Below are 24,742 nucleotides of genomic sequence, written 5' to 3'. Positions count from 1 at the left end.
GCTGCCTATGCAGAGCATACTTGACGCGATTAACGAATGGATAAAGGAAATCCTTATCGGAGCGATAAACGGTAATCTGTCAACTATGTTCGGGGACGTAAACGAAAAAGTCGGGACTATCGCAAACGAGGTAGGACAGACCCCGCAGGGTTGGAACGCAAATATTTTCAGCATGATACAGACCCTTTCTGAAAATGTAATCGTTCCGATTGCGGGGCTTGTCATTACCTATGTCCTATGCTACGAGCTAATCAGCATGGTAACGGAAAAGAACAATATGCACGACATAGAAACATTCATGTTCTTTAAGTGGATATTCAAAGCCTTTGTCGCGGTGTTTATCGTAACCAACACGTTCAACATCACAATGGCGGTCTTTGATATGGCGCAGCATATCGTTTCCGGCGCAGCGGGGGTTATCGGCGGCGATACGAATATCGACGTTGCCGAAGCCCTTGCCGCCATGCAGGAGGGGCTTGAAGATATGGAAATCCCCGAACTGCTCTTACTTGTGCTTGAAACAAGCCTTGTAAGCCTTTGCATGAAAATCATGTCCGTACTGATAACCGTTATCCTCTACGGCAGAATGATAGAGATTTACCTTTACTGTTCGGTATCGCCTATTCCATTTGCGACCATGACCAACAGAGAATGGGGACAGATTGGAAACAACTACCTAAAAGGGCTGTTCGCTCTTGGTTTTCAAGGCTTCCTCATTATGATATGTGTCGGTATTTACGCCGTACTGGTAAACGATATGATAATCGCAGACAATCTGCACAGCGCGGTATTTTCCCTTGCCGCCTATACGGTTATCCTCTGTTTTTCCCTGTTCAAATCCGGCACACTGGCAAAATCCATATTCAACGCCCACTAAGGGCAGAAAGGAGGTATTTTCTTGGCGTATGTACCTGTACCCAAAGACCTTTCCAAAGTCAAAACAAAAGTCGCTTTCAATCTGACAAAGCGGCAAATCGTTTGTTTTGCGGCGGCTCTCTTAATCGGACTGCCGCTGTTTTTTTTGCTCAAAGGCAGCGCAGGGACAAACCTTGCGGCTATGGCGATGATTGTCGTCATGCTCCCCTGTTTCCTGCTTGCCATGTATGAAAAACATGGGCAGCCCCTTGAAGTGGTGGTAAGAAATGTCGTTCAGACAAAGTTTACCCGCCCAAAGGAGCGACCTTACAGAACCGAAAACCTATACGCTGTCTTGGAAAAGCAGCGAAAACTTGAAAAGGAGGTATCAGCGATTGTCAAAAGGACAAACAAAAAAGACGCGGGAAGCCGCAGGAAACAGGCGTAAGCTGACCCGCGCCGAAAAGAAACAGATTGCCGAAGCTATCCGAAAGGCAAAGGGGGACGGCAAAGCCCGCACCGCACAGCAGACCATTCCTTACCTTGCCATGTACCCGGACGGTATCTGCAAGGTTACGGAAAAGAGATATTCAAAGTGCGTCGTGTTCGAGGACATCAATTATCAGCTTGCACAGGCAGACGATAAGACCGCCATTTTTGAAAACTGGTGCGATTTCCTCAACTACTTTGACGCGAGCGTGAGCGTGCAGCTTTCTTTCATCAATCAAGGGACGCAGCGGGAACAGGCAGAAAAAGCTATCACTATCCCGGCACAGGAGGACGCTTTTAACTCTATCCGCACCGAGTATTCGGATATGCTGAAAAATCAGCTTAGTAAAGGCAACAACGGGCTTGTGAAGCACAAATACATTACCTTTACCGTTGAAGCCGATAACAAGGCGGCTGCAAAATCAAGACTTTCCCGTATCGAAACCGACGTGTTTAACAATTTCAAGGTGCTTGGCGTAACCGCCCGCCCCTTATCCGGCTATGAACGCTTAAAGGTGCTGCATGGGGTATTCCACCCGGAGGGCGAGCCGTTCTCCTTTTCCTTTGACTGGCTTACCCCGTCGGGGCTGTCTACAAAGGATTTTATCGCCCCGTCCTCTTTCCGTTTTGGCGAGGGCAGATATTTCCGCATGGGGAAGAAAATCGGCGCGGCGAGCTTCCTTGAAATCCTTGCGCCGGAGCTTAACGACCGTATGCTTGCCGACATACTGGACTTGGAAACAGGGGTAATCGTCAATTTACATATCCGCAGTATCGACCAGTCGGAAGCAATCAAGACCATTAAGCGCAAAATCACAGACCTTGACAAGATGAAGATTGAGGAACAGAAAAAAGCGGTTAGAAGCGGCTATGACATGGATATAATCCCGTCCGACCTTGCCACCTTTGGCAGCGAAGCAAAGAACTTGTTGCAGGACTTACAGAGCCGCAACGAGCGAATGTTTCTCCTTACGTTCCTTGTGGTAAACATGGCAGACACGAAGCGGAAACTGGAAAATGATATTTTCGCTGCGGCGGGTATCGCACAGAAATACAACTGCCGCCTGACACGCCTTGACTATCAGCAGGAAGCAGGGCTTTTATCCAGTGTGCCGATTGGGGAAAACCTTATCCCGATACAACGGGGGCTTACCACATCAAGCACCGCTATTTTCATTCCCTTTATCACGCAGGAGCTTTTTCAGACGGGGCAAGCCCTGTACTATGGCTTGAACGCCCTTTCTAACAACATGATACTCTGCGACAGAAAGCAGCTCAAAAATCCCAACGGGCTTATATTGGGAACGCCGGGAAGCGGAAAATCTTTTGCGGCAAAAAGGGAAATGACAAATGCTTTCCTCATTACCGACGACGACATTATCATCTGCGACCCGGAAGCCGAGTATTTTTCCCTTGTGCAGCGTCTTAATGGGCAAGTGATACGTCTTTCCCCTACGGGCAGGGGCATTGACGGCAAGCCCCAGTATGTAAACCCTATGGACATAAACCTTAATTACAGCGAGGACGACAACCCCCTTGCGCTGAAAAGTGATTTTATCCTTTCCCTTTGCGAGCTTGTTATCGGAGGCAAGGAGGGTTTGCAGCCTGTCGATAAGACCGTCATTGACAGGGCTGTAAGAAATGTGTACCGCCCGTTCCTTGCAGACCCCGACCCGGCAAAAATGCCTATCTTGGGCGACCTTTACGACGAGCTGTTAAGACAGCCGGAGCCGGAAGCTGCCCGTATCGCGGCGGCATTGGAGCTGTATGTTTCCGGCAGCCTTAACGTATTCAACCACAGAACCAACGTGGAACTTTCTAACCGCCTTGTCTGCTTTGATATAAAGCAGCTTGGAAAGCAGCTTAAAAAGTTAGGTATGCTCATTGTGCAAGACCAGACATGGAACAGGGTAACGATAAACCGGGCAGAGAAAAAGGCGACCCGCTACTATATGGACGAATTTCACTTGCTCTTAAAAGAGGAACAGACCGCCGCTTACAGCGTGGAGATTTGGAAGCGTTTCCGTAAATGGGGCGGTATCCCAACAGCCATTACGCAGAACGTCAAAGACCTTTTGGCAAGCCGCGAGGTGGAAAATATCTTTGAGAACAGCGATTTTGTCCTCATGCTCAATCAAGCGCAGGGCGACCGTACTATCCTTGCAAAGCAGCTTAATATTTCCCCGCAGCAGATGAAGTATGTTACCCACACCGAAGCGGGCGAGGGGCTTATCTTCTATGGAAATGTGGTGCTGCCTTTTGTAGACCGCTTCCCGAAAGATACCGAGCTTTACAGGGTAATGACGACGAAGCCGGAGGAAGTTTCCGAAAGCGGAAAGTGAGGTGCAGACCATGAAGCAATATAAATCCCGCGATAAAATCACACAGAAAATGACCCGCGACGGGCTTATTGAGGTAAACGAAACACAGCAGACCGCCGAGCGTATCAGTAAACGGGAACAGGACGCGGATTTTCAAAAGTCCCCGGAGCAGCAAGCGGCGCAGGACGGGACGCAGCTTCAAGGTGTAGCGTCCCAAACTTCCCCGTTACCCCACGCACCGGGAGCTTCCCCCGCAAGGGACACCGCCACAGCAGAGCGCGTTATGGAGCATATCGAAGCAGCACAGACCCGCAGAGCCAGTAAAAAAGCGGTACATAAAGCACAGGAGGAAGTTACCGTACAAACAACATCTTCCCGCTTGCAGTTTACCGAGGAAGAACTTGCCGTCCCGGAACTGGAATGCTATATTGAGAAATCAAACAAAGCCGCTGACCGACTGGACGCAGCAAAGGCAGCTATCCCGAAGCAAAAGAAACTGGTTAAGGAGCGCACCTTTGACGAAGCCGCAGGAAAGGCAAAGACCCGACTTCACTTTGAAGAACAGGAAAAACCGATACCCGGCGGCAAAAAAGGAAACCCGCTGTCCCGCCCCGCACAGGAAGCAGGGATTTTCGTCCACAACAAGATACATTCCGTTGAAAAGGACAATTCCGGCGTTGAGGGGGCGCATAAATCGGAGGAACTTGCCGAGCGCGGCGCGAAATACGGGGCGCGGAAGTTAAAACAGGGCTACCGCAGCCATAAGCTGAAACCTTACCGGGAAGCGGCAAAGGCAGAAAAGGCAGCATTTAAGGCAAACGTCAACTTCCAGTATCACAAAACCCTGCACGACAACCCGCAGCTTACTTCTAACCCGCTTTCCCGTTTCATGCAGAAACAGCAGATAAAACGCCAGTATGCAAAGGCGGCAAAGAAAGGAGGGGCAAAAGCCGCAGCGGAAGCCACAAGAAAGACGGCGAAGAAAACCGCCGAGGAAACGAGGAAAGCCGCCGCATTTGCGGCAAGACACCCGGCGGGCATTTTGATTGCAGTTGCCGCGCTGCTTCTCTTTATTATGATTTCCGCAGGGCTGTCCTCTTGCGGGGCTATGTTTTCGGGCTTGACAAACGGGGTGCTTGGCACTTCCTACACATCCGAGGACAGCGACCTTGTGGCAGTTGAAAACAACTATGCCGCATTGGAAAACGGGCTGCAAAGTGAGATTGACAATATCGAAAGCACCCACCCCGGCTATGATGAATACCGCTACGACCTTGACAGTATCGGGCATAACCCCCACGAACTTGCGTCTTACTTGACCGCCCTCTTGCAGAGCTACACCCCGCAGAGCGCACAGGCAGAGCTTGAACGTATCTTTTCCATGCAGTACACCTTGACGCTGACCGAGGAAGTGGAAATACGCTACCGCACCGAAACAAGCACCGACCCGGAAACCGGGGAAACCACCACCGAGGAAGTCCCTTATGAGTATCACATCTTAAATGTGAAACTGACAAACAAGCCGATTTCAGAGCTTGCGGAGGAACTTCTTACGCCACAGCAGCTTGAAATGTACCGGGTGTATTTGGAAACAAGCGGCAACAAACCGCTGATTTTTGGCGGCGGTTCTCCCGACGGAAGCCCGTCCGAGGATTTAAGCGGTGTGGAGTTTGTAAACGGTACGCGCCCCGGAAATCAAGAGCTTATGGAGCTTGCAAAGCAGCAAGTCGGAAATGTGGGCGGCTACCCTTACTGGTCTTGGTACGGCTTTAACAGCCGCGTGGAATGGTGCGCCTGTTTTGTATCATGGTGCTACAATCAAGCCGGAAAAAGCGAACCGCGCTTTGCGGGCTGCGAATGGCAGGGTGTCCCTTGGTTTCAGTCAAGGGGACAATGGGGCGCACGCGGCTATGAGAATATCGCACCGGGCGACGCTATCTTTTTCGATTGGGATTTAGACGGCGTTGCCGACCATGTGGGGCTTGTGCTTGGCAGGGACGGTAGCCGCGTCTATACCGTTGAGGGCAATTCCGGCGACGCCTGCAAGATAAAGAGCTATGACCTTAACTATCAATGTATCAAAGGCTACGGGCTGATGAACTGGTAAAGCAACCCCAAAAAGAAAGGAGAAATGACCTATGGCAAACAATAAAATTGACCGTATCAATAAGGAAATCGCAAAGACCCGCGAGAAAATCACAGAGTATCAGAACAAGTTAAAAGGACTGGAAGTGCAGAAAACCGAAGCGGAAAACCTTGAAATCGTGCAGCTTGTACGAGCTATGCGTCTGACCCCGCAGGAACTGAACGCTATGCTGTCCGGCGGCGGTATTCCCGGCATGACTGCCGCACCCGCAGAAGAAAACGAACAGGAGGAAAATGCAGATGAAGAATAAACTGAAAAAGACCATGACTGCCCTTTGTGCCGCCCTTATCCTTATGGGCGGTTTTTCTGTCCCTGCCTATGCACAGGGCGCAGCCACAGAGCCGCCCGCCGGGGACGCGACCAACGACAGTAATGTAGTTGTGGAGGAAAAAGAGGAAACGCCGCCCCTTACCCCAAAGGGAAACGCTACACTGGTTGACGATTACGGCGGCAATAAGCAACTTATCACTGTTACCACCAAAGGCGGCAACTATTTCTATATCCTCATTGACCGCGCCGCCGAGGGCGAACAGACCGTACATTTCCTAAATCAAGTGGACGAAGCCGACCTTATGGCACTGACCGAAAACGGCGAAGCTGCCAAAAAGCCGGAAATCTGTAACTGTACGGAAAAATGCGAAGTCGGAAAGGTAAACACGTCCTGCCCGGTATGTGTTACCAGTATGACAGGCTGCACAGGCAAAGAACCTACCCCAACACCAACGGAGCAGCCGGAAGAACTGAAAGAAAAAGGCGGCAATCCCGGTGTGGTGCTTGCCTTAGTCCTCTTTGCCCTGCTTGGTGGCGGCGCAGCGTTCTACTACTTTAAGTTTCTAAAGCCGAAGCAGAATGTAAAGGGCGATACCGACCTTGAAGATTTTGAATTTGAGGACTACGACGAGGACGAGCCGGAAGCAGATACCGGGGAAACTCCCGAAGATGAAGAAACGGAGGAAGAAACCCTATGACCCTGTTTACCAACAATCCCTTTGAAAAGATGATGATACAGAAACCGAACGGGCGGCGTGATAATGCGCCGCCTGTTCCTTATCCCCCTGCTTGTGCTTCCTGCCCTTACAAGGGACAGTCCCCTTGTGTGGGGTACTGTCTGAAACAGGTACAGGAGAAAAAGAAAACCGAGCCGGAACGCTGAAAGGAGGAACTTATATTTGATTTTAGTTATCGCAGAAAAGCCCAGTGTGGCACAGACAATCGCTGCCGTACTGGGGGCAAAGGAAAAGAAAGACGGATTTCTCACAGGAAGCGGCTATATCGTTTCTTGGTGCGTGGGACATTTGGTAGGGCTTGCGGAAGCTGCCACCTACGGGGAACAATATAAAAAGTGGAGCTATGACAGCTTACCGATTTTGCCGCAGGAATGGAAGTACACCGTTGCTTCTGACAAGGAAAAGCAATTCAAAACCCTAAAAGAGCTTATGCACCGGGCAGACGTTTCCGAAGTCGTCAATGCCTGCGACGCGGGGCGCGAGGGCGAACTCATTTTCCGCTTTGTCTATGAAATGGCGGGCTGCAAGAAACCTATGCGCCGCCTTTGGATTTCTTCTATGGAGGACAGCGCAATCAAAGAGGGCTTTTCCCGTCTGAAGAACGGCGAGGAATACGACGCGCTCTTTGCTTCCGCATTGTGCAGGGCAAAGGCTGACTGGTTAATCGGTATCAATGCCACCCGCCTTTTCTCTGTCCTTTACAATCATACCTTGAACGTGGGACGCGTACAGACCCCGACCTTAAAAATGCTTGTTGACCGGGACGCAGCGATTACCACATTTAAGAAAGAAAAATACTACCATGTGCGCCTTGTCTTATCCGGCGCGGAAGCTGCAAGCGAAAAACTATCTGACCGTTCCGAAGCTGACAAGCTGAAAGCTGCTTGCGAAGTGTCAAAAGCAGTCTGTGCTTCCCTTGTGAAAGAGAAAAAGACCGCAGCCCCGCCGAAGCTCTTTGACCTTACTTCTTTACAGAGGGAAGCAAACCGCCTGTTCGGTTATACCGCAAAGCAGACCCTTGACCTTGCACAATCTCTGTATGAAAAAAGACTTCTTACTTATCCGAGAACAGACAGCGCATTTCTGACCGACGACATGAGCGACACAGCGGCGGGCATTATCAAGCTGCTTTGTGGGAAATTTTCTTTTATGGCGGGAAAAGACTTCACGCCGGAGCTTGGAAAGGTGCTGAACAGTAAAAAGGTATCAGACCACCATGCCATTATCCCGACTATGGAGCTTGCAAAGACCGACCTTGCCACGCTGCCGGAAAGCGAAAGGAATATCCTTACCCTTGCCGGGGCGCGTCTGCTCATGGCGACCGCTGCACCGCATACCTTTGAAGCGGTTACAGCAGTTTTTGAATGTGCCGGACAGTCTTTTATCGCAAGGGGAAAAACGGTGCTGTCCGACGGGTGGAAAGAGATTGACCGAAGATACAGGGCAGCCTTAAAGAACAAGCCCGAAACGGACGACGCAGACAGTGACACAGAAAAGACCCTGCCGCCATTTACCGAGGGACAGACCTTTGAAAATCCGACGGCAAAGGTAACGGAGCATGACACAACACCGCCAAAACCTCACAACGAAGCGTCGCTGCTCTCTGCTATGGAGCGCGCCGGAAGTGAGGACACCGACCCGGACGCAGAACGCAAAGGGCTTGGAACTCCCGCCACCCGCGCCGCCGTCATTGAAAAACTGGTAAAGGGCGGCTTTGTGGAGCGAAAAGGCAAGCAGCTACTTCCCACAAAGGACGGTATCAATCTTGTGTGTGTCCTGCCGGACACCTTGACAAGCCCGCAGCTTACCGCAGAATGGGAAAACAATCTGACGCAGATTGCCAAAGGCAAGGCAGACCCCGCCGCATTTATGGAGGGTATCGAGGATATGGCGCGGGAACTGGTAAAGACCTATCCGTTTCTTTCTGATGATAAAGCGCAGATGTTCAAGCCGGAACGGGAAGCGTTGGGAAGCTGCCCCCGCTGCGGTTCTCCTGTCTATGAGGGAAAGAAAAACTACTATTGCAGCAATAAGGAATGTAGCTTTACCATGTGGAAAAATGACCGTTTCTTTGAAGAACGAAAAGTAACCTTTACCCCCAAAATTGCCGCTGCACTCTTACAATCCGGCAAAGTAAATGTGAAAAAGCTCTATTCCCCAAAGACGGGCAAAACCTACGACGGAACTATCGTATTGGCTGATACAGGCGGGAAATATGTCAACTACCGCATTGAACTGTCGAAGAAGAAATAACTGAATAGCAAGCATAGGAAAAGAGTACCCTTTTCCGTAAAATCCCTGCTTTCTCTACCGAGAACGGCGGGGATTTTTGCTTGTTGGGAAGTTTCCCAAACCCTCTGTTTTATGGAGGGTTTTACCCTCTGAAACCGAAGAAAGGAGGTTACACATGGCAAGTTTACGGGACACCGTAAAGGACTATCAAGAAGAATTAAGGGACGGTATCGCTTGGGTGGCGTTTTGGAAAACGGGACGTTCTTGGAACGCCGAATATTTCCACCTTGAAATGAGCGACTACATTTACCCGGAGGACAGAAGCCGCATGGAAGAAATCAAACAGGCTGACCCTGCCGCCGTTGTGGTAAACGGCTATTATTCCGGCTATCTTGGCGAGGATATGAACCTTGACGAGCTGACCGCCGGGGTGCGCCGCCACTACGAAAACGGATATAGCAATATCGGGGAATTTATCGAAGCCCACGACGACAGGCTGCCGCCGGAGCTTATCGAGGAAGTAAGAGCCGCCGCCCACGCTGCGGGGCTTCCTTTCTCTGAAAAAGCCTACCGGGACGGCGAAGAACCCGACCCCTATATTTTTGACGGGAGCATGAGCATGGAGGACTACGAACTTATGCACCGTATGATTGAAAACGAAAGGAGCGAACGCATGGTAGAAACGATTTTAAGCGGGTATCTTTCTAATCTTGGAAAGTACACCGAGGGCAGACCTGCGGGCGAATGGGTATCATTCCCCACGACTGCCGAGCATTTGAAAGAAGTCTTTGACCGTATCGGGATAGACGGCAAAAACTACGGGGAGCTGCATATCACAGAATACCAGTCCTCTATTGCAGGACTGGCAGGAAAATTGACCGAGCTTGAAAGCCTTGACGAACTGAACTATTTGAGCGAACTTTTGAAAATGCAGTTTGACGACGACCGGGAAAAATTTGTTGCAGCTATGGAATACGGCGACCATACAAGGGACTTGCAGGATATTATCAACCTTGCACAAAACCTTGATTGTTACTGGCTTTACCCGTCCGTACAGAGTGAGGAAGATTACGGGCATTATCTGATTGAAGAACTGGACGAGTTGGAGCTGCCCGAAGAAGCAAAAAAATATTTCATGTATGAGGAATACGGGCGGGACGCTGCTATCAATGACGGGGGCAGCTTTACCGAACAGGGCTATATCTACAATAACCGCAACACCTTTACACAGTGGTACGACGGGCGCGACGTGCCGGAGGAATACCGGGTAACGCCGCAGCCGCCAGTACAGGAAAAGGAACAGGCAGACCTTGACGCTTCCGCAGCCATACAAACCGCCGCCACAGAGCAGCCCCCGGTTCTCCCGATTATCCTATCTTCTGAAAAGCCCGCCGATAAAATGAAAGAGATTACCGACCGACTGGAACAGGGAATTTTAGGACTGTATGAAAGCGACCGTTACGCCGATTATCTGCGTACCATGTCAAAATTCCATGATTACAGCCTTAACAATACAATCCTTATCGCCATGCAGGGCGGCAATCTTGTGAAAGGCTATAAACAATGGGAAAAGGAATTTGACCGCCATGTAAAGCCCGGAGAAAAAGCTATCAAGATACTTGCACCGTCCCCGTTTACCGTCAAGAAGCAGGTGGAAAAAATCGACCCGGACACCCAAAAGCCTGTTTTCGATAAGGACGGAAAACCTGTTACCGAAGAAAAAGAAATCAAGATACCCGCTTTTCGTGTAGTATCTGTCTTTGATATTTCACAGACCGAGGGAAAAGAACTTCCTGCCCTTACCTATGAGCTTACGGGCAACGTGGAACAATACAAGGATTTTTTCGCTGCCCTTGAAAAGACTTCCCCGTTTGCTATGGGATTTGAAGCACTAAGCGGCGGCGTAAAAGGACGCTGCAATTATGAGGAAAAGCGTATCTTCATCAACGAGGGCATGGACGAATTGCAGAATATCAAGACCGCAATCCATGAAATCGCCCACGCCACGCTGCATGATACCGCCCTTGCCATGCCGGAACGCCCCGACCGCCGCACCCGCGAGGTACAGGCGGAAAGCGTCGCCTATGCGGTCTGCCAACATTACGGGCTTGATACGTCGGACTATTCTTTTGGGTATATCGCCGGGTGGAGCAGCGGAAAAGAACTTGCAGAACTGAAAGGCTCTCTTGAAACAATCCGCAGCACCGCCGCAAATCTGATTGATACCATAGACGGACATTTTGCAGAAATCCAAAAGGCACAGGATAAGGAACAGACCACCGAACAGGCACAGCCCGCACAGGAAGCCGCCAAACAGCCCGAAACAAAAGCAGCCGCGCCGGAGCTTCCCGAAGAAACAGCCCCGGTACAGGAAAAAGAAGCACAGCCGGAACAGGCTGCACCCGCCGCCCCTTATTATACTATCAATGAAGCTGCCGCCAAACGTGCAAAGGATATGAACAGTTTTTCCGATTATAAGCAAGGCAGCGCGACGGCTGAATACAGGCACTATGTAGATGAAGCCGTACAACTTGCAGAAAGGCAGAAACAGCGGGTAGACCCGATGTACCATGAGAAAATCGACAGCCTGCTTGACACCTATGCCCGGAAACTGGCGGCGAACATGAATAAAGGCTATGAGATTGACGCGCGTGTTCCCTCTATCCTGATTGCGGGCGGCTCTAACTTCCCCACAAGGAAGAAAGAAAAGCAGAACGCAGCCCGCGACAGCAATTACCGGGAATGGCAGGACATACAAGGGCTTCTTGATAAAATCCGCAGTACCGGCATGGGCGGTATCAGCGCAGACGACCCGCAGGCAGTACAGAAGTTAGAAAAGAAACTGGAAAGCCTTGAAAAATCACAGGAAACCATGAAAGCCGTAAACGCCTACTACCGCAAGCATAAGACCCTTGACGGCTGCCCGCATTTACCGCCGGAGGAACTGGAAAAATTGAAAGCAGACATGGCGAGCAGTTGGCATTTGGAGGACAAGCCCTTTGCGACTTGGGCGTTATCCAACAACAGCGCAGAAATCCGGCGCGTGAAAGACCGTATCAAATCCCTTTCACAGCAAAAAGAAATCGGTTTTGTAGGTTGGGAATTTGACGGCGGCAAGGTGGAAGCAAACACCGAAGCGAACCGACTGCAAATCTTCTTTGAGGATAAGCCGGACGAAGCCACGCGGGAAGCCTTAAAAAGTAATGGCTTCCGTTGGTCGCCAAAAGCCGGGGCATGGCAGCGGCAGCTTACCAGTAACGCCTACTATGCGGCTGATTATGTGAAAGCGATTGCTCCCCTTACCGGGGAAAAGCCTACCGAGTTACAGCGGGCGCATATCCGGCAGCAAAAGGTAGCTGCACAGGAACAACCCGCACAGGAGCAGCCGGAGCAGGAAGCCCCACAGGACAAAGACACCTTTTCCATTTATCAGATAAAAGGCGGGGACGAAACAAGGGACTTGCGTTTTGAGCCTTACGACCGTCTGATTGCCGCCGGACACCGGGTAGACCCGAAAAACTATGCCCTTGTCTATTCCGCACCTCTTACGCCGGGGACTTCCCTTGAAGATATTTACACCCGCTTTAATATCGACCACCCGAAAGATTTTAAGGGACACAGCCTTTCTGTTTCCGACGTAGTGGTGCTTCATCAGAACGGGCAGGACACCGCCCACTATGTAGACAGCTTCGGTTATAAGAAAGTGCCGGAATTTTTGCAGCCGGAAAACTATCTGAAAACTGCCGAGCAGACCACCGAGCAAAACTACAACATGATTGACGGGCAGATAAACAACACCCCGACCGTCGCAGAATTGGAAGCAAAGGTAAAGACAGGAGAAACCATTTCCCTTGTTGACCTTGCGGAAACTGTCAAGGCTGACAAGGAACGTGGCAAGGCAGCAAAAACGGAAAAGAAGCCCTCTATCCGGGCGCAGCTTAAAGCAGCGAAAGAACAGACACCGAAGAAACAGGCAAAACAGAAAACACAGGATTTGGAAAGGAGCTGACGCATGAATAAGTTTGAAAACGTGGATATTTTCGCTTCTCTTGACGCTATCATGCGGCAGAATACAGGATTTTTCCAAAGTGATTTTGACATTGACAAGGAGATTATCGCAAAAGCAGCGGCAAGCCCTAACAGAGAGGATAAGACGCTGCTATGGTTTTGCCGCCCGTCCGGGACGCATTGTTTTAAGGAGCGCGACGTGTTCCTAAAGGATACCGCCGCCCACAATACATGGTGTTTTTACAAAGAGCAGACCTGCGACCGCGTTCTTGCCTATGCCGTCGAGCTGACGGGCAGGGAGCGCGGGAAAATCAAAGGCAATCTTTATGAGCTTGACTATGCAAGGCAGTATGAGCGCGTTAAGGACAATGCGCTTGCCGCCGACACAGTCAAGTTGATTTATGAGCATGGGACAAGGGAGATACCCGCCGGACAGCATTTTAACGGAAATCCCGATACTTCTTTAGGGAAGTTTGAACACTTTGAAGCAGTACCCAACGACCCGGACGCGCTACAATTCCTTTTACGGGAAGAAAAGCAAAAACGGGATAAACTGACACCGGGCGACTTCAAGGAACATACCGCCGCCCTGCGTGCTGGGCTGATTGAAGCCGAAGCGCGGCGCATTGTGCAGGAAATGAAGCGCAGGGACACGCCCAATAGCCCTAATAGGACACATTTCATGGTGGAGCTGTCCCCGACATTTATGCAGCTTGCGTCCTCTAAGGACACCGACCGTCTGTTTTCCATGTTGCCCTATAAGACACTTTCCTTTTCCAAAATCGAGGGCAGACATGGAACATACGCCTTGATTGATAAAAATGAAAACCGGGGCACAGATATTCGCAGGGTGCGCCCCTCAATCCGGGCGCAGCTTGCCGCTGACAAAAGAAAAGCCGCCCCGAAAAAGGCGGCTGTAAAATCAAAAAATCACGAATTGGAGGTATGAGCATGATTAGACTGACAGTTGAAGAAACAAACCTGTTGAGCATTTACAATGAGGACGGCAAACGTGGGCTTACAGAAAACATCAACGCTGCGCTGCCGTTCATGGACGAGGATATGCGGGAACTGGCGAAACGCACCCTTGCGAAAATCGCACCTCTGACAGAAAATGAGTATGCGGAGCTTGCTATTTTCGCCGCTGATGAGGTATGACCGGGATAAAGCGGCTTACACCACCCCAAAGCCGGAAAGTCAACAGCCTTATAAAAAAGGAGTGCTGCAACTGCGATAACGGACACTGTATTTTACTGGACGACGGGGAGGAATGTGTCTGCCCGCAGCTTATTTCCTATTCGCTTCTTTGCAAATGGTTTCAGACCGCCGTATTGCCCCTTGATAAGCTGCTGTATGCAGAGCTTTTCAAGACCGAGGATAAAAAGCGTTGTACCGAGTGCGGAACTTCTTTTGCGTCCACCTCTAACAGCGTCAAATACTGCCCGGACTGCCGGAAGCGTATTACCCGCAGACAGGCAGCGGAGCGCATGAGAAAACGGCGCGCCCTTGTTACGTAGTAGGGGCAAAAAAAGCCTTGATTTACGGGGCTTTCAGTGCTTGAAAATGACGCGGCAAGGGTTTTATACCTTATCCCCTAAAAATGACGTTCTATTGCGTAACAGATACCAAAAACGCACCTACATAAAACAGGGCGCGGACAGTCTTTTGTTGGCTGTCTGCGCCCTGTTCTTTTACTTTATTCGTGCAGTTCTTCTATATCCTTTATTCGGTTTTCCAATAGGATATACAGCTCTCCATTCTCTCCCCTTATAACCAGAGTATCATTTTCATCGGAATAAGTTCCATATTCCACACATTCTATATATCCGATAAGTGTATTTCCGTCCTCAAAAGTAATTTGGATTTTACTGTCTGCGTTAATATAAGTTTCTACGCCATAACTGCCATTTTCTAATGTTATTCTGTAACATGGTGTAATACCAACCATTTTCATAATTATTCCCGTTCCTTTCCTTTCTTCCGTTCCGGCTCTTTGCCTTGCCGCAAAATATTGTCTATGTTCTGTTTGATAACGTCGTATTCCTTGACCTGTTTTTTCAGCTTGCCATAATCAGCGTAAAGGGCTTCTTTTTGCGCTTGTAGTTTCCCGTATTCTTCCTGCATGGCGGCAAGATTGGGGAGTTTAGTAACGCCCGCCGCTTTCAGTGTCTTTACTGCCGCTTCATGGAGTATCAGACTGCTTTCCTGCTTTGCCCGGTATGCGTCCTTATCCTTTGCCCTGCGGTATGCTTCATAGACAGGTTTTGTCTTTTGGTAGGTAGTAACGTGCTTCATCAGCACCGCCATATCTGCAAGACGCTTTTCCACGCTCTTTAATGCGTCTGCTGTCTTTTCATTTTCCGCATTTACTTCCTCAATCCGGCTGACTAAATCTGCGTACTGCTCAATCTTATGTTCTGTCAAGAAATTCATAGTCTTTGCAGCCAGTTTCAGATTATGGATTTTCGCCCACTGTTCATAGCCCCGGCTCTCTTGTGCCTTGATACTGTTTTCAATGTCAATAAGCAGCGATACGCCGCGCTGCTCTTTGGGAGCTTTCGCTGCCTTTGTGCGTTTGCCCTCTATCCGTTCTCTTATGGCTTCCTCTGTATAATCTGTACCGAGAGTTTTCAGACGGGTAAAGCGTTCCTGTCCGGGAGCGCGGCAGGAGATATATTTTCCCGGCTTTATCTCATAACCCGCTGCCTGTAACCGCTGCAACAATTCTTCAAAACTTGCTACTTGGGGGATAAGCGTATCAACGGCAATTTTCAGCTTGCCTTTCCAACTTGTACCGACCTTTTCCGCTTGATATTCTGCATAGCTTTTTCCCTTGCTGCCTTTGCCCGGAACGACAACAGACAGCCCGTTTTCCCGGCACAGCTTATCGCTCATGTTCCGTATGCCGTAGTAACTGCGCTTATTGGAATTGTACTTATGGTAGTCAACAAAATTGACCGCACAAAAAATGATATGGTTATGGATATGCCCTTTGTCTATGTGGGTAGTTAAGACGTATTCATGCTGTCCCTTTGTTACCGCGTCGGCAAGCTGCTTTCCGATTTCGTGGGCTTTCTCATAATCTACTTCTCCCGGCTCAAAGGACTGTATCAAATGGTGGGCGAGATTGTTTCCCTTATCTATGGCTTGTGCAAGCGTAAATCCAAACTCAATATCTGCCGTTTCATAGCTGCACCCAAAGGAGGACACAAGCATTTTCCCGTCTGTTTTATCCGGGTTTTGGATATAGTCAAGGGCTTTGCTCAACGTGCTTTTAATAGGCTTAATCTTTGTAACCGCCATATCTCCGCAAGCACCCCCTTTATTTCCTCTATGTCCTCTTGGTAAACGCTGCCTGTCGCATTGACACGCTTTGCAATCTGATTGATGTTGACCCCGATTTTCTGTATCTCTGCTGTCATGCCTTTTATATCGCTATGGTCTGTCTGAATGATATACCCGTCAATGGCAATCTTGCGAAGATACGCCGCCATGTTCCGGGTAGGGACAAGCTTCATTTTCTGTTCAATCAATGCCCTTTCTTCCTCTGTTACATAGAATTTGATTTGTATTTTTCTTTTGCGTCCGTTCATGCAATCGCTCCTTTCCATTCCGAGGGTTTGGGACACTTCCCAACAAGCAATTTTCAACCGACGCACCGCAGGACGGGAGGGCGAAAATACGGAAAAGGGTACTCTTTTCCTATGCTTGCTACGAAACTTTATCCCTTACTACCTACAACACCGGGAACGGCAAATTTGACGAACTTTCCCAAAAGAAAAACGCCGCAATCTGCGACGTTTCAATCACTCTATATAAACAAAAACGAGAGAACTTTATTCCCCCGTTTCGTCGTTGTTGGCTTCCTCTATTCCTTTTGCAGTAGCAGACAGGATTTTCAAATCTTTTTCGCTCATACCGTCAAGCATAGTATCGAGCTGACGGCGGCGCGTGGATTTCTCCTGTTCCCGTTCCGGGAAAAAGAACTGGTCTACTGATACATCAAGCAGGGTTACAAGCTCATATAAAATCTGTAAACTTGGGTGCTGCCCGCTGTTCTCAATGGACGCGATATATCGGGGCGCAATATTCAGCGTATCGGCTAACTGATTGCGTGATATTCCCTTTGCTTTTCTTGCTGCTTTAATGGCTTGCCCGAAAGCCTTAAAATCAAATTTTTCTTTGTTCTGCTTCATAGTCATTTCACCCAACTACATTGTATATTTCATCTTCCTTTCGAGATATGATTACACACAGCACATTATTGACTGAAATAGAGCATATCATATACTTGATATTATTCGGCTATCCGAGTATAATTATACTGGTAAAATTTGAGGAAAGGGCGTTTTGATTATGGAATATATGTCTTGTCCCGAAGCGGCAAAGAAATGGGGAATTTCTGAAAGACGAGTACAGATACTTTGTAGCGAAAATCGCATACCGGGCGTTTCAAAACTGGGGTATATGTGGCTGATACCAAAAAACGCGGAAAAACCTTTTGATATGAGAAAGAAACAACATAAAATGCAGATACAATAAACAAACAAATAAACCTTACAACAACTGTAAGTGGTGTGGTTGCTTCTTATGCAGTAAAATTATATTCGTAAGATAAGCGTAAGCAAAAAATGTGAGGTGTGAGATATGAATGATACAAAAAAACTATTAGAAGTACGCGACTTGCACAAAGCATATTCCAAAGAGGGGGTTCCAACAAAAGCACTAAACGGAATTACCTTTGATGTTCTGAATGGCGAATATTTGGGAATTATGGGAGCCAGCGGTTCTGGAAAAACAACATTGTTGAATTGTATTGCTACGGTCATTAAACCAACCTCTGGACAAATTTTACTTTCAGGTGCCAATATAAGCTCTTTTGATGGCACGAAGTTGGCTGAATATCGTGGCAACAAGATTGGTTATCTATTTCAAGATTTTGCTTTACTTGATAATCTAACTGGTAAAGAAAATATTATATTGCCTTTATCAATTCATAATATTGACATTGTTACAGCGGAAAAAAAGCTAAAAGATATAGCAGATTTTCTTGGAATTACAGACGTTCTTTCTAAATTTCCGTCACAAATGTCGGGCGGTCAAAAACAACGCGTAGCTGCTGCACGTAGTTTGATTTCTGACCCCGATATTATTTTGGCTGATGAACCTACAGGTGCATTAGATACAAAATCAGCACGTTTACTCATGGAGAAGTTACAGGAAATCAATCTTAGGCGTGGACGCACAATCCTAATGGTCACGCATGACCCTAACGCCGCGAGTTTCTGTTCTCGTATTTTGTTCATTCAAGACGGTGTTATTTTCCATGAGTTACGTCGTAAAATTCCAAATGAAACACAGGAAGATTTTTATGCACGTATTTTACAAGTGATGGCTCAAATGGGGGGAGGAAGTGCAAATGTTCTTTAATCTCACATGGCGAAACGCCAAACGGAGCCGTAGCGAAAACCTAATTTATTTTCTGACAATGATAACAGCCGTAGCAATGTTTTATATAGTGCTTTCTCTTGGACAACAGGACGTAATACGTTTTTTAAGTGAAATTGAGAGCGACGCAGTAGAACGGTTGCTTACTAATCTTTTACCGACGGTTTATCTTTGTGCTTTATTATTTGTGTTCTTTCTCGTAGTATTTGCAAACAAATATCAACTTGAATGTCGTAGTCGAGAACTGGGGCTTTATTTGATGTTTGGAATGACAAAGATTAAATTATTTATTCAAATAATGACAGAGGGGCTAATCACGTCGTTTTTAGCTCTTTTAGGAGGGCTTGTATGCGGTGGCTTTTTATCCGAAGCTATAAGTCTTACAACCGCGCGTTTAGTAGGGCATGGTATCATTACACACCAATTAAGTTTTTCTGTAAGTGCCGCTATTTTCACATCGTTAGGCTTCTTGATTATTCAGTTTGTAGCATTGTTTGTTCTATGCGGAAAGCTGTTCCGTAAAGAGCTACATCAACTTGTTTATGGAGAGATGGCGAAAAAGCAACGCACAGGGAATCCATATGTAAGTTTCGTATCGTTTGCTATAGGCACCGTAATTTTGCTTGTCGCGTACTGGATTGTTGTAGAGCATTTTATGGCTGCGAGTGGGGCAATGCTGCTTATTGCCGTTTTACTTGGAATTATCGGAACAATTCTATTTATTCGAGGACTTGCAAGAATTTTGAGTATATGGGCAGCTTCTATAAAACACAAAGCCACAAGAGGACTTTATGTATTTACTTTACGGCAGTTGCATGAAAATGTCGTTAATAAATATATTTCAATCAGCGTAGCGTCCATTCTGATGATGCTTACTATTATGTTAATTACCGACGGCTCAGTGCGCATAATGTCATATGGAAGTGAATTGACACGAGGTACTTCTGTTTATGACTTTACTGTAATGGGCAACGACCAAATTGTTGAGAAGTATCTTTCCAACGAACAAATTCGTCCTTATGTATCAAATCTGAACCGTATGGAAATAGGAAATATAAAATCCACTGCTTCGGATGGGATAAGTTCTCCTGTTGATTGGTCGAAATTTAGGAAACAAATCGTGCAGCATTTACCTCAAGATGTAGTAGACCCTGCCACACAAGAAGATGGTATGTATAGTTTTGGCTCCGACCAACCTGCTGCCTTAAACCTTTTAGGTCTTATTGATACTGGTAGTTCTTCTCCTTATTTGCTTCCTGTATCTTCCTATAATCGGTTATTGGATGCCGCGGGAGAAAAACAGATTAGCCTTGGGAACAATGAAGTTGTCTATTATCTCAACCCAGATTTTTTAGGTAATGCTCAAGATGAAACGGTTACACTGTTAAATCAAATTGCAGCAGACGCACAGGCGAATAATGAAGCGTTGCTTTCTATCAACGAAAGACCATTTTATCTTGTTCCCTCTGTACCGATGAAAGGGTTGACCGCAGATGAAAATATCAAGATTATAACTGCATTGATTGTTTCAGATGAGATATATTCAGAATTTGTAAATTCAGACACTTGTATGGTTTATTGGAACTTTTGTATTCCTAATGAACTTGTTGAAACAAAAGGTTTAATGTTACCGATTATGGAAGCTCGTGATTTGTTAAAACCATCTGGTCTATATTACGAAAGCTATCTTAATAATTTTGGGCGACAATTATTTTATGTTATTTCCGGAAGTTATACAACACTATACATGGGATTTATGTTTTTGATTATTGCGTGTGCATTACTTGCCCTGCAATTCTTGACGCAAATGCAAACTACAAAATCAAGGTATCTAACACTCTCTATTTTAGGAGCACGACGTGAACAAATTAAGCGTTCTATCAACCAACAAGTATTATGGTATTTCCTGCTTCCTCTTATATTAGCGTGTATCAGCGGAGCAGTAGGGATATATGCCATGCAGCTATATTTATATTCAGGAGCGGCACACCTTGAACAGTCCTATCCTCTTTTAATTGCTATGGCTGTTATTGTTGTTCTTGTTATGGTAATTTACGGTGTGGCTGTTGCTCGAACAGCTAATCGTGAAATAGGAAAGCTCAATTACAAGCCCAATTCTTAACAGGCTTATAAATATTATGGGAAAGGAGGCGGACATATTGGCAAAGATAGTTGTGGTTGAAGATGATGTTTATATGCGAGAAGAACTGTTGAACTTATTAGAAAAATCGGGATATGATACGATTGGATTATCGGATTTTGAAAACGCAGTATCAGAAATAGCAGCATATTTTCCCGACTTAATTTTGCTTGACATCAATCTTCCCTTTCGTTCGGGTTTTGAAATATGTAAAGAGTTGAAAGCTAAACAGATTGGTACGGTACTCGTATTGACTGCAAGAGATAAATTGCAGGACGAACTGCACGCATTAGACTTGGGGGCTGATGACTATTTAACAAAACCTTGTAATATGTCACGTTTACTTGCCCGAATTAAAAATCTTCTTCGACGTAAAGAAGAACAGGTACAGCAAGGGTTACTTGATGGAGGTGGTTTTTTACTTGACCCGAATACCTTTACAATTTATGTAGGGAATAGCTCTTACCTTATGCCACCGAACGAAGGAAAAATATTACTTGCTCTCTTGAAAAATAGCCCTAAGATTGTTTCTAAAAAAGAATTATGCATTAGACTATGGGGAACAGAAGAATTTATAGACGAAAATGCATTACAAGTAAATTTTACTCGGCTGCGAAAAACGCTTCGTGAATTTGGTCTTGAAGAACGTATAGAAACAGTGCGCGGTCAAGGCTACCGCTTGAAAGAGCAGGTGCGCTTATGAATAAGTTGAAAATACTTTTAATCTATATTTCCTCTAACCGGGTATGGATTATTACACTTGCCTGTTTGGACTTGTTCTTTATATTTCTTGCTTGGTTGGCTAACCCTGATTATTTTATAAATTATGCTGCATTGATAATTTTTGTGTCATTTGCCGCACTTGCTATTCCTCTTGCTATATCAATCAGAAAACGTAACAAGGCAGACGCTATTTTTCGGCGTTTTCTATTAGAGCCGGACGATACCAACGAATACTTACTGTGTGAAGCTGTTCCCGCTGTAATACGCCCTCTTATCTGTGAATTGGGAAAACATTTGAGGACGCAGCAAGAATATATCAACGAACAGAAAATTACAGTTACAGACTATGAACACTATGTTGAAAATTGGGTGCATGAAATCAAAAAACCACTATCCCTTATGACCTTGCTACTGGATAATCGAAAAGATGAAATGTCCCCTTTGGTTCATACTCGTATGCTTTATGTACGCGACCATACCCGACAGGATATAGAACAAATTCTATACTTTTCAAGGCTTGGGGCTACACATAAGGATTACTCTTTTGAGTCGCTTTCAATTCTTGGAACTTGCCGTGAAGCAGTTGAAGATAATTTAACGCTTCTTGAAGAAGCCGGATTTTCTATTGAATATACCGAAAACGATTATCAAGTGATTTCTGACAAAAAAGGTCTGATGTTCATTTTAGGACAGATAATCAGTAATAGTGTGAAATATGTGGGAAACAACCTTGCCCCACGGCTCATATTTTCCATAGCTGATAGTATGAATAGTGAACAGATTTCTTTATCTATCAAAGACAACGGCACAAGCATACCATTGTCTGACTTACCCTTTGTTTTCGACAAGGGGTTTACCGGAGATACGGGCAGTTACCTTAGTCGTTCTACAGGTATGGGCTTATACCTTGTTCAGAAAATGGCAACTGACTTATTTATCACGGTGGAGCTTAAAAACAATTCATACGGTGGAACAACCGTAACCTTGACGTTTCCAAAAGTGTAACGTCTATTTGGGAGGTAGTGAAATGCAGTTACAGAATGAAATAGTAAAAAAGCACACGCCAATAAAAAGCTTGCTCATTGATTGGTTAATTATATTTGGAACGTATCTTTTTATCCGCATATTCTTTGCCCTCTTTGGGCTTCATCAGAATATTGTCCTCTTGGGCTGTTGCCTTGCGATATTGCCCTATCTTTTTGGGGCGTTATATTTACAGAAATCCCACAAGCAATGTCAATTATGGCTTGCTGCATTGGCTATTTTAATACCGTCGGTCGTTGAAAAAGCAGCAATATATTTATTTGGTGCGTACTTATACAATTTAAGACCGATAAATGTTGTAGGAGTTATGGAAGCGATTAAGAGTAACGCACCATATACAAACTTCATTAAAAATCAATCAGCACAGAATTTAATAAATCTATCATATTTTAATTGGACATATATTCTATGCAGTATAGCTATTTCTGTTTTGGTTATCCTGCTTTTACATAAGACAAAACAAAAAAGTAATAAAGGATAATGAGAAATTTTTGAAATTGACATAGTATAGAACATCTGCCGGACGACGGCAAAGAAAAAAAGCCGTCGCAACGCAGACAGGTTTTCACGCGCCTATTCTATTTCGGCGGCTTTGATTTTCAGAGCCGCCGTTTCTTTTTATCTATCTAAATTCTAACGATAACTCTCCTACTAGATAAAGACATGGCGGTATCAAGGAGGTATCGTCATGTCCTTTTTCCTATGCCCTAATAGACTGTTATCAAAAAAAGCCATTACCCGCCAACGGGTTATTCTGGCTACATAGATGAACTCACAAATCATACATATACTTTTGATAATTCCTTTGCGCCTGTCTGCAATTTGCAGACGGGCGCATTTTGTATTTTATCAAAAAACTTTTTCAAAAAATTTCTAAAACCAACGTCCATTTTGAAGTGCGTTGGTTTGAGGGTTTACGAAAGGGGACATTTCAAACTCCACCGCTTTCGCGGCAGCGAAAGGAGGTGAGAACATGAACGAGCCTATTCGTACCCAATGGCAAATCCGTTGTGCTTTTAACGGCTTTTGCAAACTGGCGTTGAAGCGAGAAGCTATGAATGCCCACAGGGACACAAAGCAGCGACAATTACGCGAGGTTACTTTTTCTGACCTGTCGCCACTGGAAGAAAAACAGCTCTACGTCTGCGACGAGTATTTTGCAGATGATGAAGCAGAACAGTCTTTCGTTGTCGGCGGCAAAGAAATTACTGCGAAGCTGCTTGCCGAAGCCCTGCACAGTTTGCCGGAAGAAAAGCGGGAAACCGTACTGCTGTATTATTTCTTTGACATGAGCGAACGCGAGATTGCAAAGTTTTGTAATCTGTCAAGGACAACGGTACAGTCCCGTCGGACAAGCTCAATGAAGCTGTTAAAACGCTATTTGGAGGAAAAAGCCTATGACTGCACAGATTAGTAAATCAGAACAGGACGAACGCGGCTTGTTGCCTTACCCGGTAATCATAGCCGCTACTAAGGGCGACCCGGAAGCTATGAACATTGTCGTACAGCATTACGAAAGCTACATAGCGTCCCTGTCTATGCGAAAGCTGCGTGATGAGCGCGGAAATATCTATTGGGGCATAGATGAGGATATACGCGACCGCTTGCGTTCGCGTCTTATGCGGGCTGTCCTTTCATTCAAGGTTTGAGATAACCACAAGCAGCGTCCCCCTTTCCGCTGCCTGTTGACTTGACCTTACTTGCTCTTTGACAAAGAAAGCGACGCAAGATAACGGCGACGCAGTATAGGGCAAATCGGATACGTCCTTTTTGCGTTGAGCCATACGGCAGGTGCGCCATGACGCTTTTCTTCTATTGGAGAAAGTCGAGCGACCACCACCACGCCGGGGAACAAGTGTAGCGGCTTGTGGGCGACGACACGCACTAAGGGTAGACAAGCCTTTATAGCCATAGTCCGAGCGTTAAAAGCGTCGCAGGCATTGGGTAGAGCTGCCTTAACGGGCAGGGGTGGAACTCCCGCGAGGTTGTGCTAACAGCCGTCCGATTAAAGCCCCTTTTACTATTCACTTTTCCTAATATTGAAAGGGGGACGATACTATGAGTAACGCCGACGTGCCTATTTGGGAAAAATACACGCTTACGATAGATGAAGCAGCTAAATACTTCCGTATCGGAGAAAACAAGCTGCGTAAATTAGCCGAGGAAAATCCTGCCGCCGGGTGGGTTATTATGAACGGCAACCGTATTCAAATCAAGCGCAAACAGTTTGAAAAAATGATTGATACCATAGACACAATCTGATAGTGAAATTGAGCCTTGAATGTGCTATAATGGGATAAGCATATCAAGGCTCTTTCCGTCTTGGAAA

The 24,742-nt window shown here is 46.6% G+C and carries 23 protein-coding genes; 19 read left to right on the top strand and 4 right to left on the bottom strand.

Features of this window, described 5'->3' with window-relative positions; genetic code table 11:
• The first annotated feature begins 7 nt into the window (after nucleotides 1–7).
• The 11 genes from OCV59_RS10650 (at nucleotide 8) to OCV59_RS10595 (ending at nucleotide 14,575) form a co-directional block, all read left to right on the top strand.
• Nucleotides 8–877 carry a VirB6/TrbL-like conjugal transfer protein, CD1112 family gene (locus tag OCV59_RS10650; protein ID WP_002610323.1) on the top strand — a complete coding sequence of 290 codons (870 nt, stop codon included), beginning with the start codon at nucleotides 8–10 and terminating at the stop codon, nucleotides 875–877.
• 21 nt (nucleotides 878–898) lie between these two features.
• Entirely contained in the window at nucleotides 899–1,303 is a 405-nt protein-coding gene (locus OCV59_RS10645; protein ID WP_003529188.1) for a PrgI family protein, read from the top strand.
• Complete coding sequence (locus OCV59_RS10640; protein ID WP_002610325.1) at nucleotides 1,251–3,686, top strand: VirB4-like conjugal transfer ATPase, CD1110 family; 2,436 nt, start codon at nucleotides 1,251–1,253, stop codon at nucleotides 3,684–3,686. Before OCV59_RS10645 ends, OCV59_RS10640 begins: the two co-directional genes overlap by 53 nt.
• Before the next feature lie 49 nt (nucleotides 3,687–3,735).
• On the top strand, nucleotides 3,736–5,772 hold the full coding sequence (locus OCV59_RS10635; protein WP_117605126.1) for a C40 family peptidase: 2,037 nt from the start codon (nucleotides 3,736–3,738) through the stop codon (nucleotides 5,770–5,772).
• Between the two features lie 31 nt (nucleotides 5,773–5,803).
• On the top strand, nucleotides 5,804–6,061 hold the full coding sequence (locus OCV59_RS10630; protein ID WP_055153476.1) for a DUF4315 family protein: 258 nt from the start codon (nucleotides 5,804–5,806) through the stop codon (nucleotides 6,059–6,061).
• A complete protein-coding gene (locus OCV59_RS10625) occupies nucleotides 6,051–6,779 on the top strand; it encodes a DUF4366 domain-containing protein (RefSeq protein ID WP_002610332.1) in 729 nt (242 codons plus the stop codon). The genes OCV59_RS10630 and OCV59_RS10625 overlap by 11 nt, the downstream gene beginning before the upstream one ends.
• 201 nt (nucleotides 6,780–6,980) lie before the next feature.
• Complete coding sequence (locus OCV59_RS10615) at nucleotides 6,981–9,071, top strand: DNA topoisomerase 3 (protein WP_002610336.1); 2,091 nt, start codon at nucleotides 6,981–6,983, stop codon at nucleotides 9,069–9,071.
• Between the two features lie 154 nt (nucleotides 9,072–9,225).
• A complete protein-coding gene (locus OCV59_RS10610) occupies nucleotides 9,226–13,059 on the top strand; it encodes an antirestriction protein ArdA (RefSeq protein WP_147594430.1) in 3,834 nt (1,277 codons plus the stop codon).
• Nucleotides 13,060–13,062: 3 nt separating this feature from the next.
• The gene (locus OCV59_RS10605; RefSeq protein WP_055153478.1) at nucleotides 13,063–14,007 is read left to right on the top strand and encodes a hypothetical protein; all 945 of its coding nucleotides are present in this window, start codon (nucleotides 13,063–13,065) and stop codon (nucleotides 14,005–14,007) included.
• 2 nt (nucleotides 14,008–14,009) lie between these two features.
• Nucleotides 14,010–14,216 carry a transposon-transfer assisting family protein gene (locus tag OCV59_RS10600; RefSeq protein ID WP_002610341.1) on the top strand — a complete coding sequence of 69 codons (207 nt, stop codon included), beginning with the start codon at nucleotides 14,010–14,012 and terminating at the stop codon, nucleotides 14,214–14,216.
• The gene (locus OCV59_RS10595; RefSeq protein ID WP_002610343.1) at nucleotides 14,213–14,575 is read left to right on the top strand and encodes a cysteine-rich VLP domain-containing protein; all 363 of its coding nucleotides are present in this window, start codon (nucleotides 14,213–14,215) and stop codon (nucleotides 14,573–14,575) included. Before OCV59_RS10600 ends, OCV59_RS10595 begins: the two co-directional genes overlap by 4 nt.
• A gap of 179 nt (nucleotides 14,576–14,754) precedes the next feature.
• On the opposite strand, the gene OCV59_RS10590 is transcribed toward OCV59_RS10595, so the two are convergent.
• The 4 genes from OCV59_RS10590 to OCV59_RS10575 form a co-directional block, all read right to left on the bottom strand.
• On the bottom strand, nucleotides 14,755–15,012 hold the full coding sequence (locus OCV59_RS10590) for a hypothetical protein (RefSeq protein WP_002610344.1): 258 nt from the start codon (nucleotides 15,010–15,012) through the stop codon (nucleotides 14,755–14,757).
• Nucleotides 15,013–15,014: 2 nt separating this feature from the next.
• On the bottom strand, nucleotides 15,015–16,361 hold the full coding sequence (locus OCV59_RS10585) for a relaxase/mobilization nuclease domain-containing protein (RefSeq protein ID WP_002610346.1): 1,347 nt from the start codon (nucleotides 16,359–16,361) through the stop codon (nucleotides 15,015–15,017).
• A complete protein-coding gene (locus OCV59_RS10580; protein WP_002610348.1) occupies nucleotides 16,322–16,651 on the bottom strand; it encodes a plasmid mobilization protein in 330 nt (109 codons plus the stop codon). The genes OCV59_RS10585 and OCV59_RS10580 overlap by 40 nt, the downstream gene beginning before the upstream one ends.
• A gap of 243 nt (nucleotides 16,652–16,894) precedes the next feature.
• The gene (locus OCV59_RS10575; RefSeq protein WP_286439335.1) at nucleotides 16,895–17,254 is read right to left on the bottom strand and encodes a helix-turn-helix transcriptional regulator; all 360 of its coding nucleotides are present in this window, start codon (nucleotides 17,252–17,254) and stop codon (nucleotides 16,895–16,897) included.
• A gap of 451 nt (nucleotides 17,255–17,705) precedes the next feature.
• On the opposite strand from OCV59_RS10575, the gene OCV59_RS10565 reads away from it, so the two are divergent.
• The 8 genes from OCV59_RS10565 to OCV59_RS10530 all read left to right on the top strand — a co-directional run bounded on the left by OCV59_RS10565 (nucleotide 17,706) and on the right by OCV59_RS10530 (nucleotide 24,675).
• Nucleotides 17,706–18,488, top strand: coding sequence for an ABC transporter ATP-binding protein (locus OCV59_RS10565; RefSeq protein WP_002610352.1), 783 nt, complete (start codon nucleotides 17,706–17,708; stop codon nucleotides 18,486–18,488).
• Nucleotides 18,478–20,628, top strand: coding sequence for an ABC transporter permease (locus tag OCV59_RS10560; protein ID WP_002610354.1), 2,151 nt, complete (start codon nucleotides 18,478–18,480; stop codon nucleotides 20,626–20,628). The genes OCV59_RS10565 and OCV59_RS10560 overlap by 11 nt, the downstream gene beginning before the upstream one ends.
• A 37-nt stretch (nucleotides 20,629–20,665) precedes the next feature.
• Nucleotides 20,666–21,349, top strand: coding sequence for a response regulator transcription factor (locus OCV59_RS10555; protein WP_008727270.1), 684 nt, complete (start codon nucleotides 20,666–20,668; stop codon nucleotides 21,347–21,349).
• The gene (locus OCV59_RS10550) at nucleotides 21,346–22,374 is read left to right on the top strand and encodes a sensor histidine kinase (protein ID WP_002610358.1); all 1,029 of its coding nucleotides are present in this window, start codon (nucleotides 21,346–21,348) and stop codon (nucleotides 22,372–22,374) included. The genes OCV59_RS10555 and OCV59_RS10550 overlap by 4 nt, the downstream gene beginning before the upstream one ends.
• A 22-nt stretch (nucleotides 22,375–22,396) precedes the next feature.
• A complete protein-coding gene (locus tag OCV59_RS10545) occupies nucleotides 22,397–22,894 on the top strand; it encodes a hypothetical protein (protein WP_002610362.1) in 498 nt (165 codons plus the stop codon).
• Between the two features lie 492 nt (nucleotides 22,895–23,386).
• On the top strand, nucleotides 23,387–23,827 hold the full coding sequence (locus tag OCV59_RS10540; RefSeq protein WP_002610364.1) for an RNA polymerase sigma factor: 441 nt from the start codon (nucleotides 23,387–23,389) through the stop codon (nucleotides 23,825–23,827).
• A complete protein-coding gene (locus OCV59_RS10535) occupies nucleotides 23,811–24,062 on the top strand; it encodes a helix-turn-helix domain-containing protein (RefSeq protein WP_002610366.1) in 252 nt (83 codons plus the stop codon). Before OCV59_RS10540 ends, OCV59_RS10535 begins: the two co-directional genes overlap by 17 nt.
• Before the next feature lie 409 nt (nucleotides 24,063–24,471).
• A complete protein-coding gene (locus OCV59_RS10530) occupies nucleotides 24,472–24,675 on the top strand; it encodes an excisionase (protein WP_002610370.1) in 204 nt (67 codons plus the stop codon).
• Nucleotides 24,676–24,742: the final 67 nt, after the last annotated feature.

The organism is Brotomerdimonas butyrica (assembly GCF_025567305.1).
Taxonomy (GTDB): domain Bacteria; phylum Bacillota; class Clostridia; order Peptostreptococcales; family Anaerovoracaceae; genus Lentihominibacter; species Lentihominibacter butyricus.
This window is presented reverse-complemented; position numbering and strand designations above follow the sequence as displayed.

What these genes read in the sequence shown, in the direction of transcription:
- OCV59_RS10630 (WP_055153476.1), top strand. Translation starts at nt 5,804, where the DNA reads ATGGCAAACAATAAAATTGACCGTATCAATAAGGAAATCGCAAAGACC.
- OCV59_RS10600 (WP_002610341.1), top strand. Translation starts at nt 14,010, where the DNA reads ATGATTAGACTGACAGTTGAAGAAACAAACCTGTTGAGCATTTACAAT.
- OCV59_RS10575 (WP_286439335.1), bottom strand. Translation starts at nt 17,254, where the DNA reads ATGAAGCAGAACAAAGAAAAATTTGATTTTAAGGCTTTCGGGCAAGCC.
- OCV59_RS10530 (WP_002610370.1), top strand. Translation starts at nt 24,472, where the DNA reads ATGAGTAACGCCGACGTGCCTATTTGGGAAAAATACACGCTTACGATA.
- OCV59_RS10590 (WP_002610344.1), bottom strand. Translation starts at nt 15,012, where the DNA reads ATGAAAATGGTTGGTATTACACCATGTTACAGAATAACATTAGAAAAT.
- OCV59_RS10585 (WP_002610346.1), bottom strand. Translation starts at nt 16,361, where the DNA reads ATGGCGGTTACAAAGATTAAGCCTATTAAAAGCACGTTGAGCAAAGCC.
- OCV59_RS10550 (WP_002610358.1), top strand. Translation starts at nt 21,346, where the DNA reads ATGAATAAGTTGAAAATACTTTTAATCTATATTTCCTCTAACCGGGTA.
- OCV59_RS10565 (WP_002610352.1), top strand. Translation starts at nt 17,706, where the DNA reads ATGAATGATACAAAAAAACTATTAGAAGTACGCGACTTGCACAAAGCA.
- OCV59_RS10610 (WP_147594430.1), top strand. Translation starts at nt 9,226, where the DNA reads ATGGCAAGTTTACGGGACACCGTAAAGGACTATCAAGAAGAATTAAGG.
- OCV59_RS10545 (WP_002610362.1), top strand. Translation starts at nt 22,397, where the DNA reads ATGCAGTTACAGAATGAAATAGTAAAAAAGCACACGCCAATAAAAAGC.
- OCV59_RS10560 (WP_002610354.1), top strand. Translation starts at nt 18,478, where the DNA reads ATGTTCTTTAATCTCACATGGCGAAACGCCAAACGGAGCCGTAGCGAA.
- OCV59_RS10580 (WP_002610348.1), bottom strand. Translation starts at nt 16,651, where the DNA reads ATGAACGGACGCAAAAGAAAAATACAAATCAAATTCTATGTAACAGAG.
- OCV59_RS10635 (WP_117605126.1), top strand. Translation starts at nt 3,736, where the DNA reads ATGACCCGCGACGGGCTTATTGAGGTAAACGAAACACAGCAGACCGCC.
- OCV59_RS10625 (WP_002610332.1), top strand. Translation starts at nt 6,051, where the DNA reads ATGAAGAATAAACTGAAAAAGACCATGACTGCCCTTTGTGCCGCCCTT.
- OCV59_RS10540 (WP_002610364.1), top strand. Translation starts at nt 23,387, where the DNA reads ATGAACGAGCCTATTCGTACCCAATGGCAAATCCGTTGTGCTTTTAAC.
- OCV59_RS10535 (WP_002610366.1), top strand. Translation starts at nt 23,811, where the DNA reads ATGACTGCACAGATTAGTAAATCAGAACAGGACGAACGCGGCTTGTTG.
- OCV59_RS10650 (WP_002610323.1), top strand. Translation starts at nt 8, where the DNA reads ATGCAGAGCATACTTGACGCGATTAACGAATGGATAAAGGAAATCCTT.
- OCV59_RS10605 (WP_055153478.1), top strand. Translation starts at nt 13,063, where the DNA reads ATGAATAAGTTTGAAAACGTGGATATTTTCGCTTCTCTTGACGCTATC.
- OCV59_RS10595 (WP_002610343.1), top strand. Translation starts at nt 14,213, where the DNA reads ATGACCGGGATAAAGCGGCTTACACCACCCCAAAGCCGGAAAGTCAAC.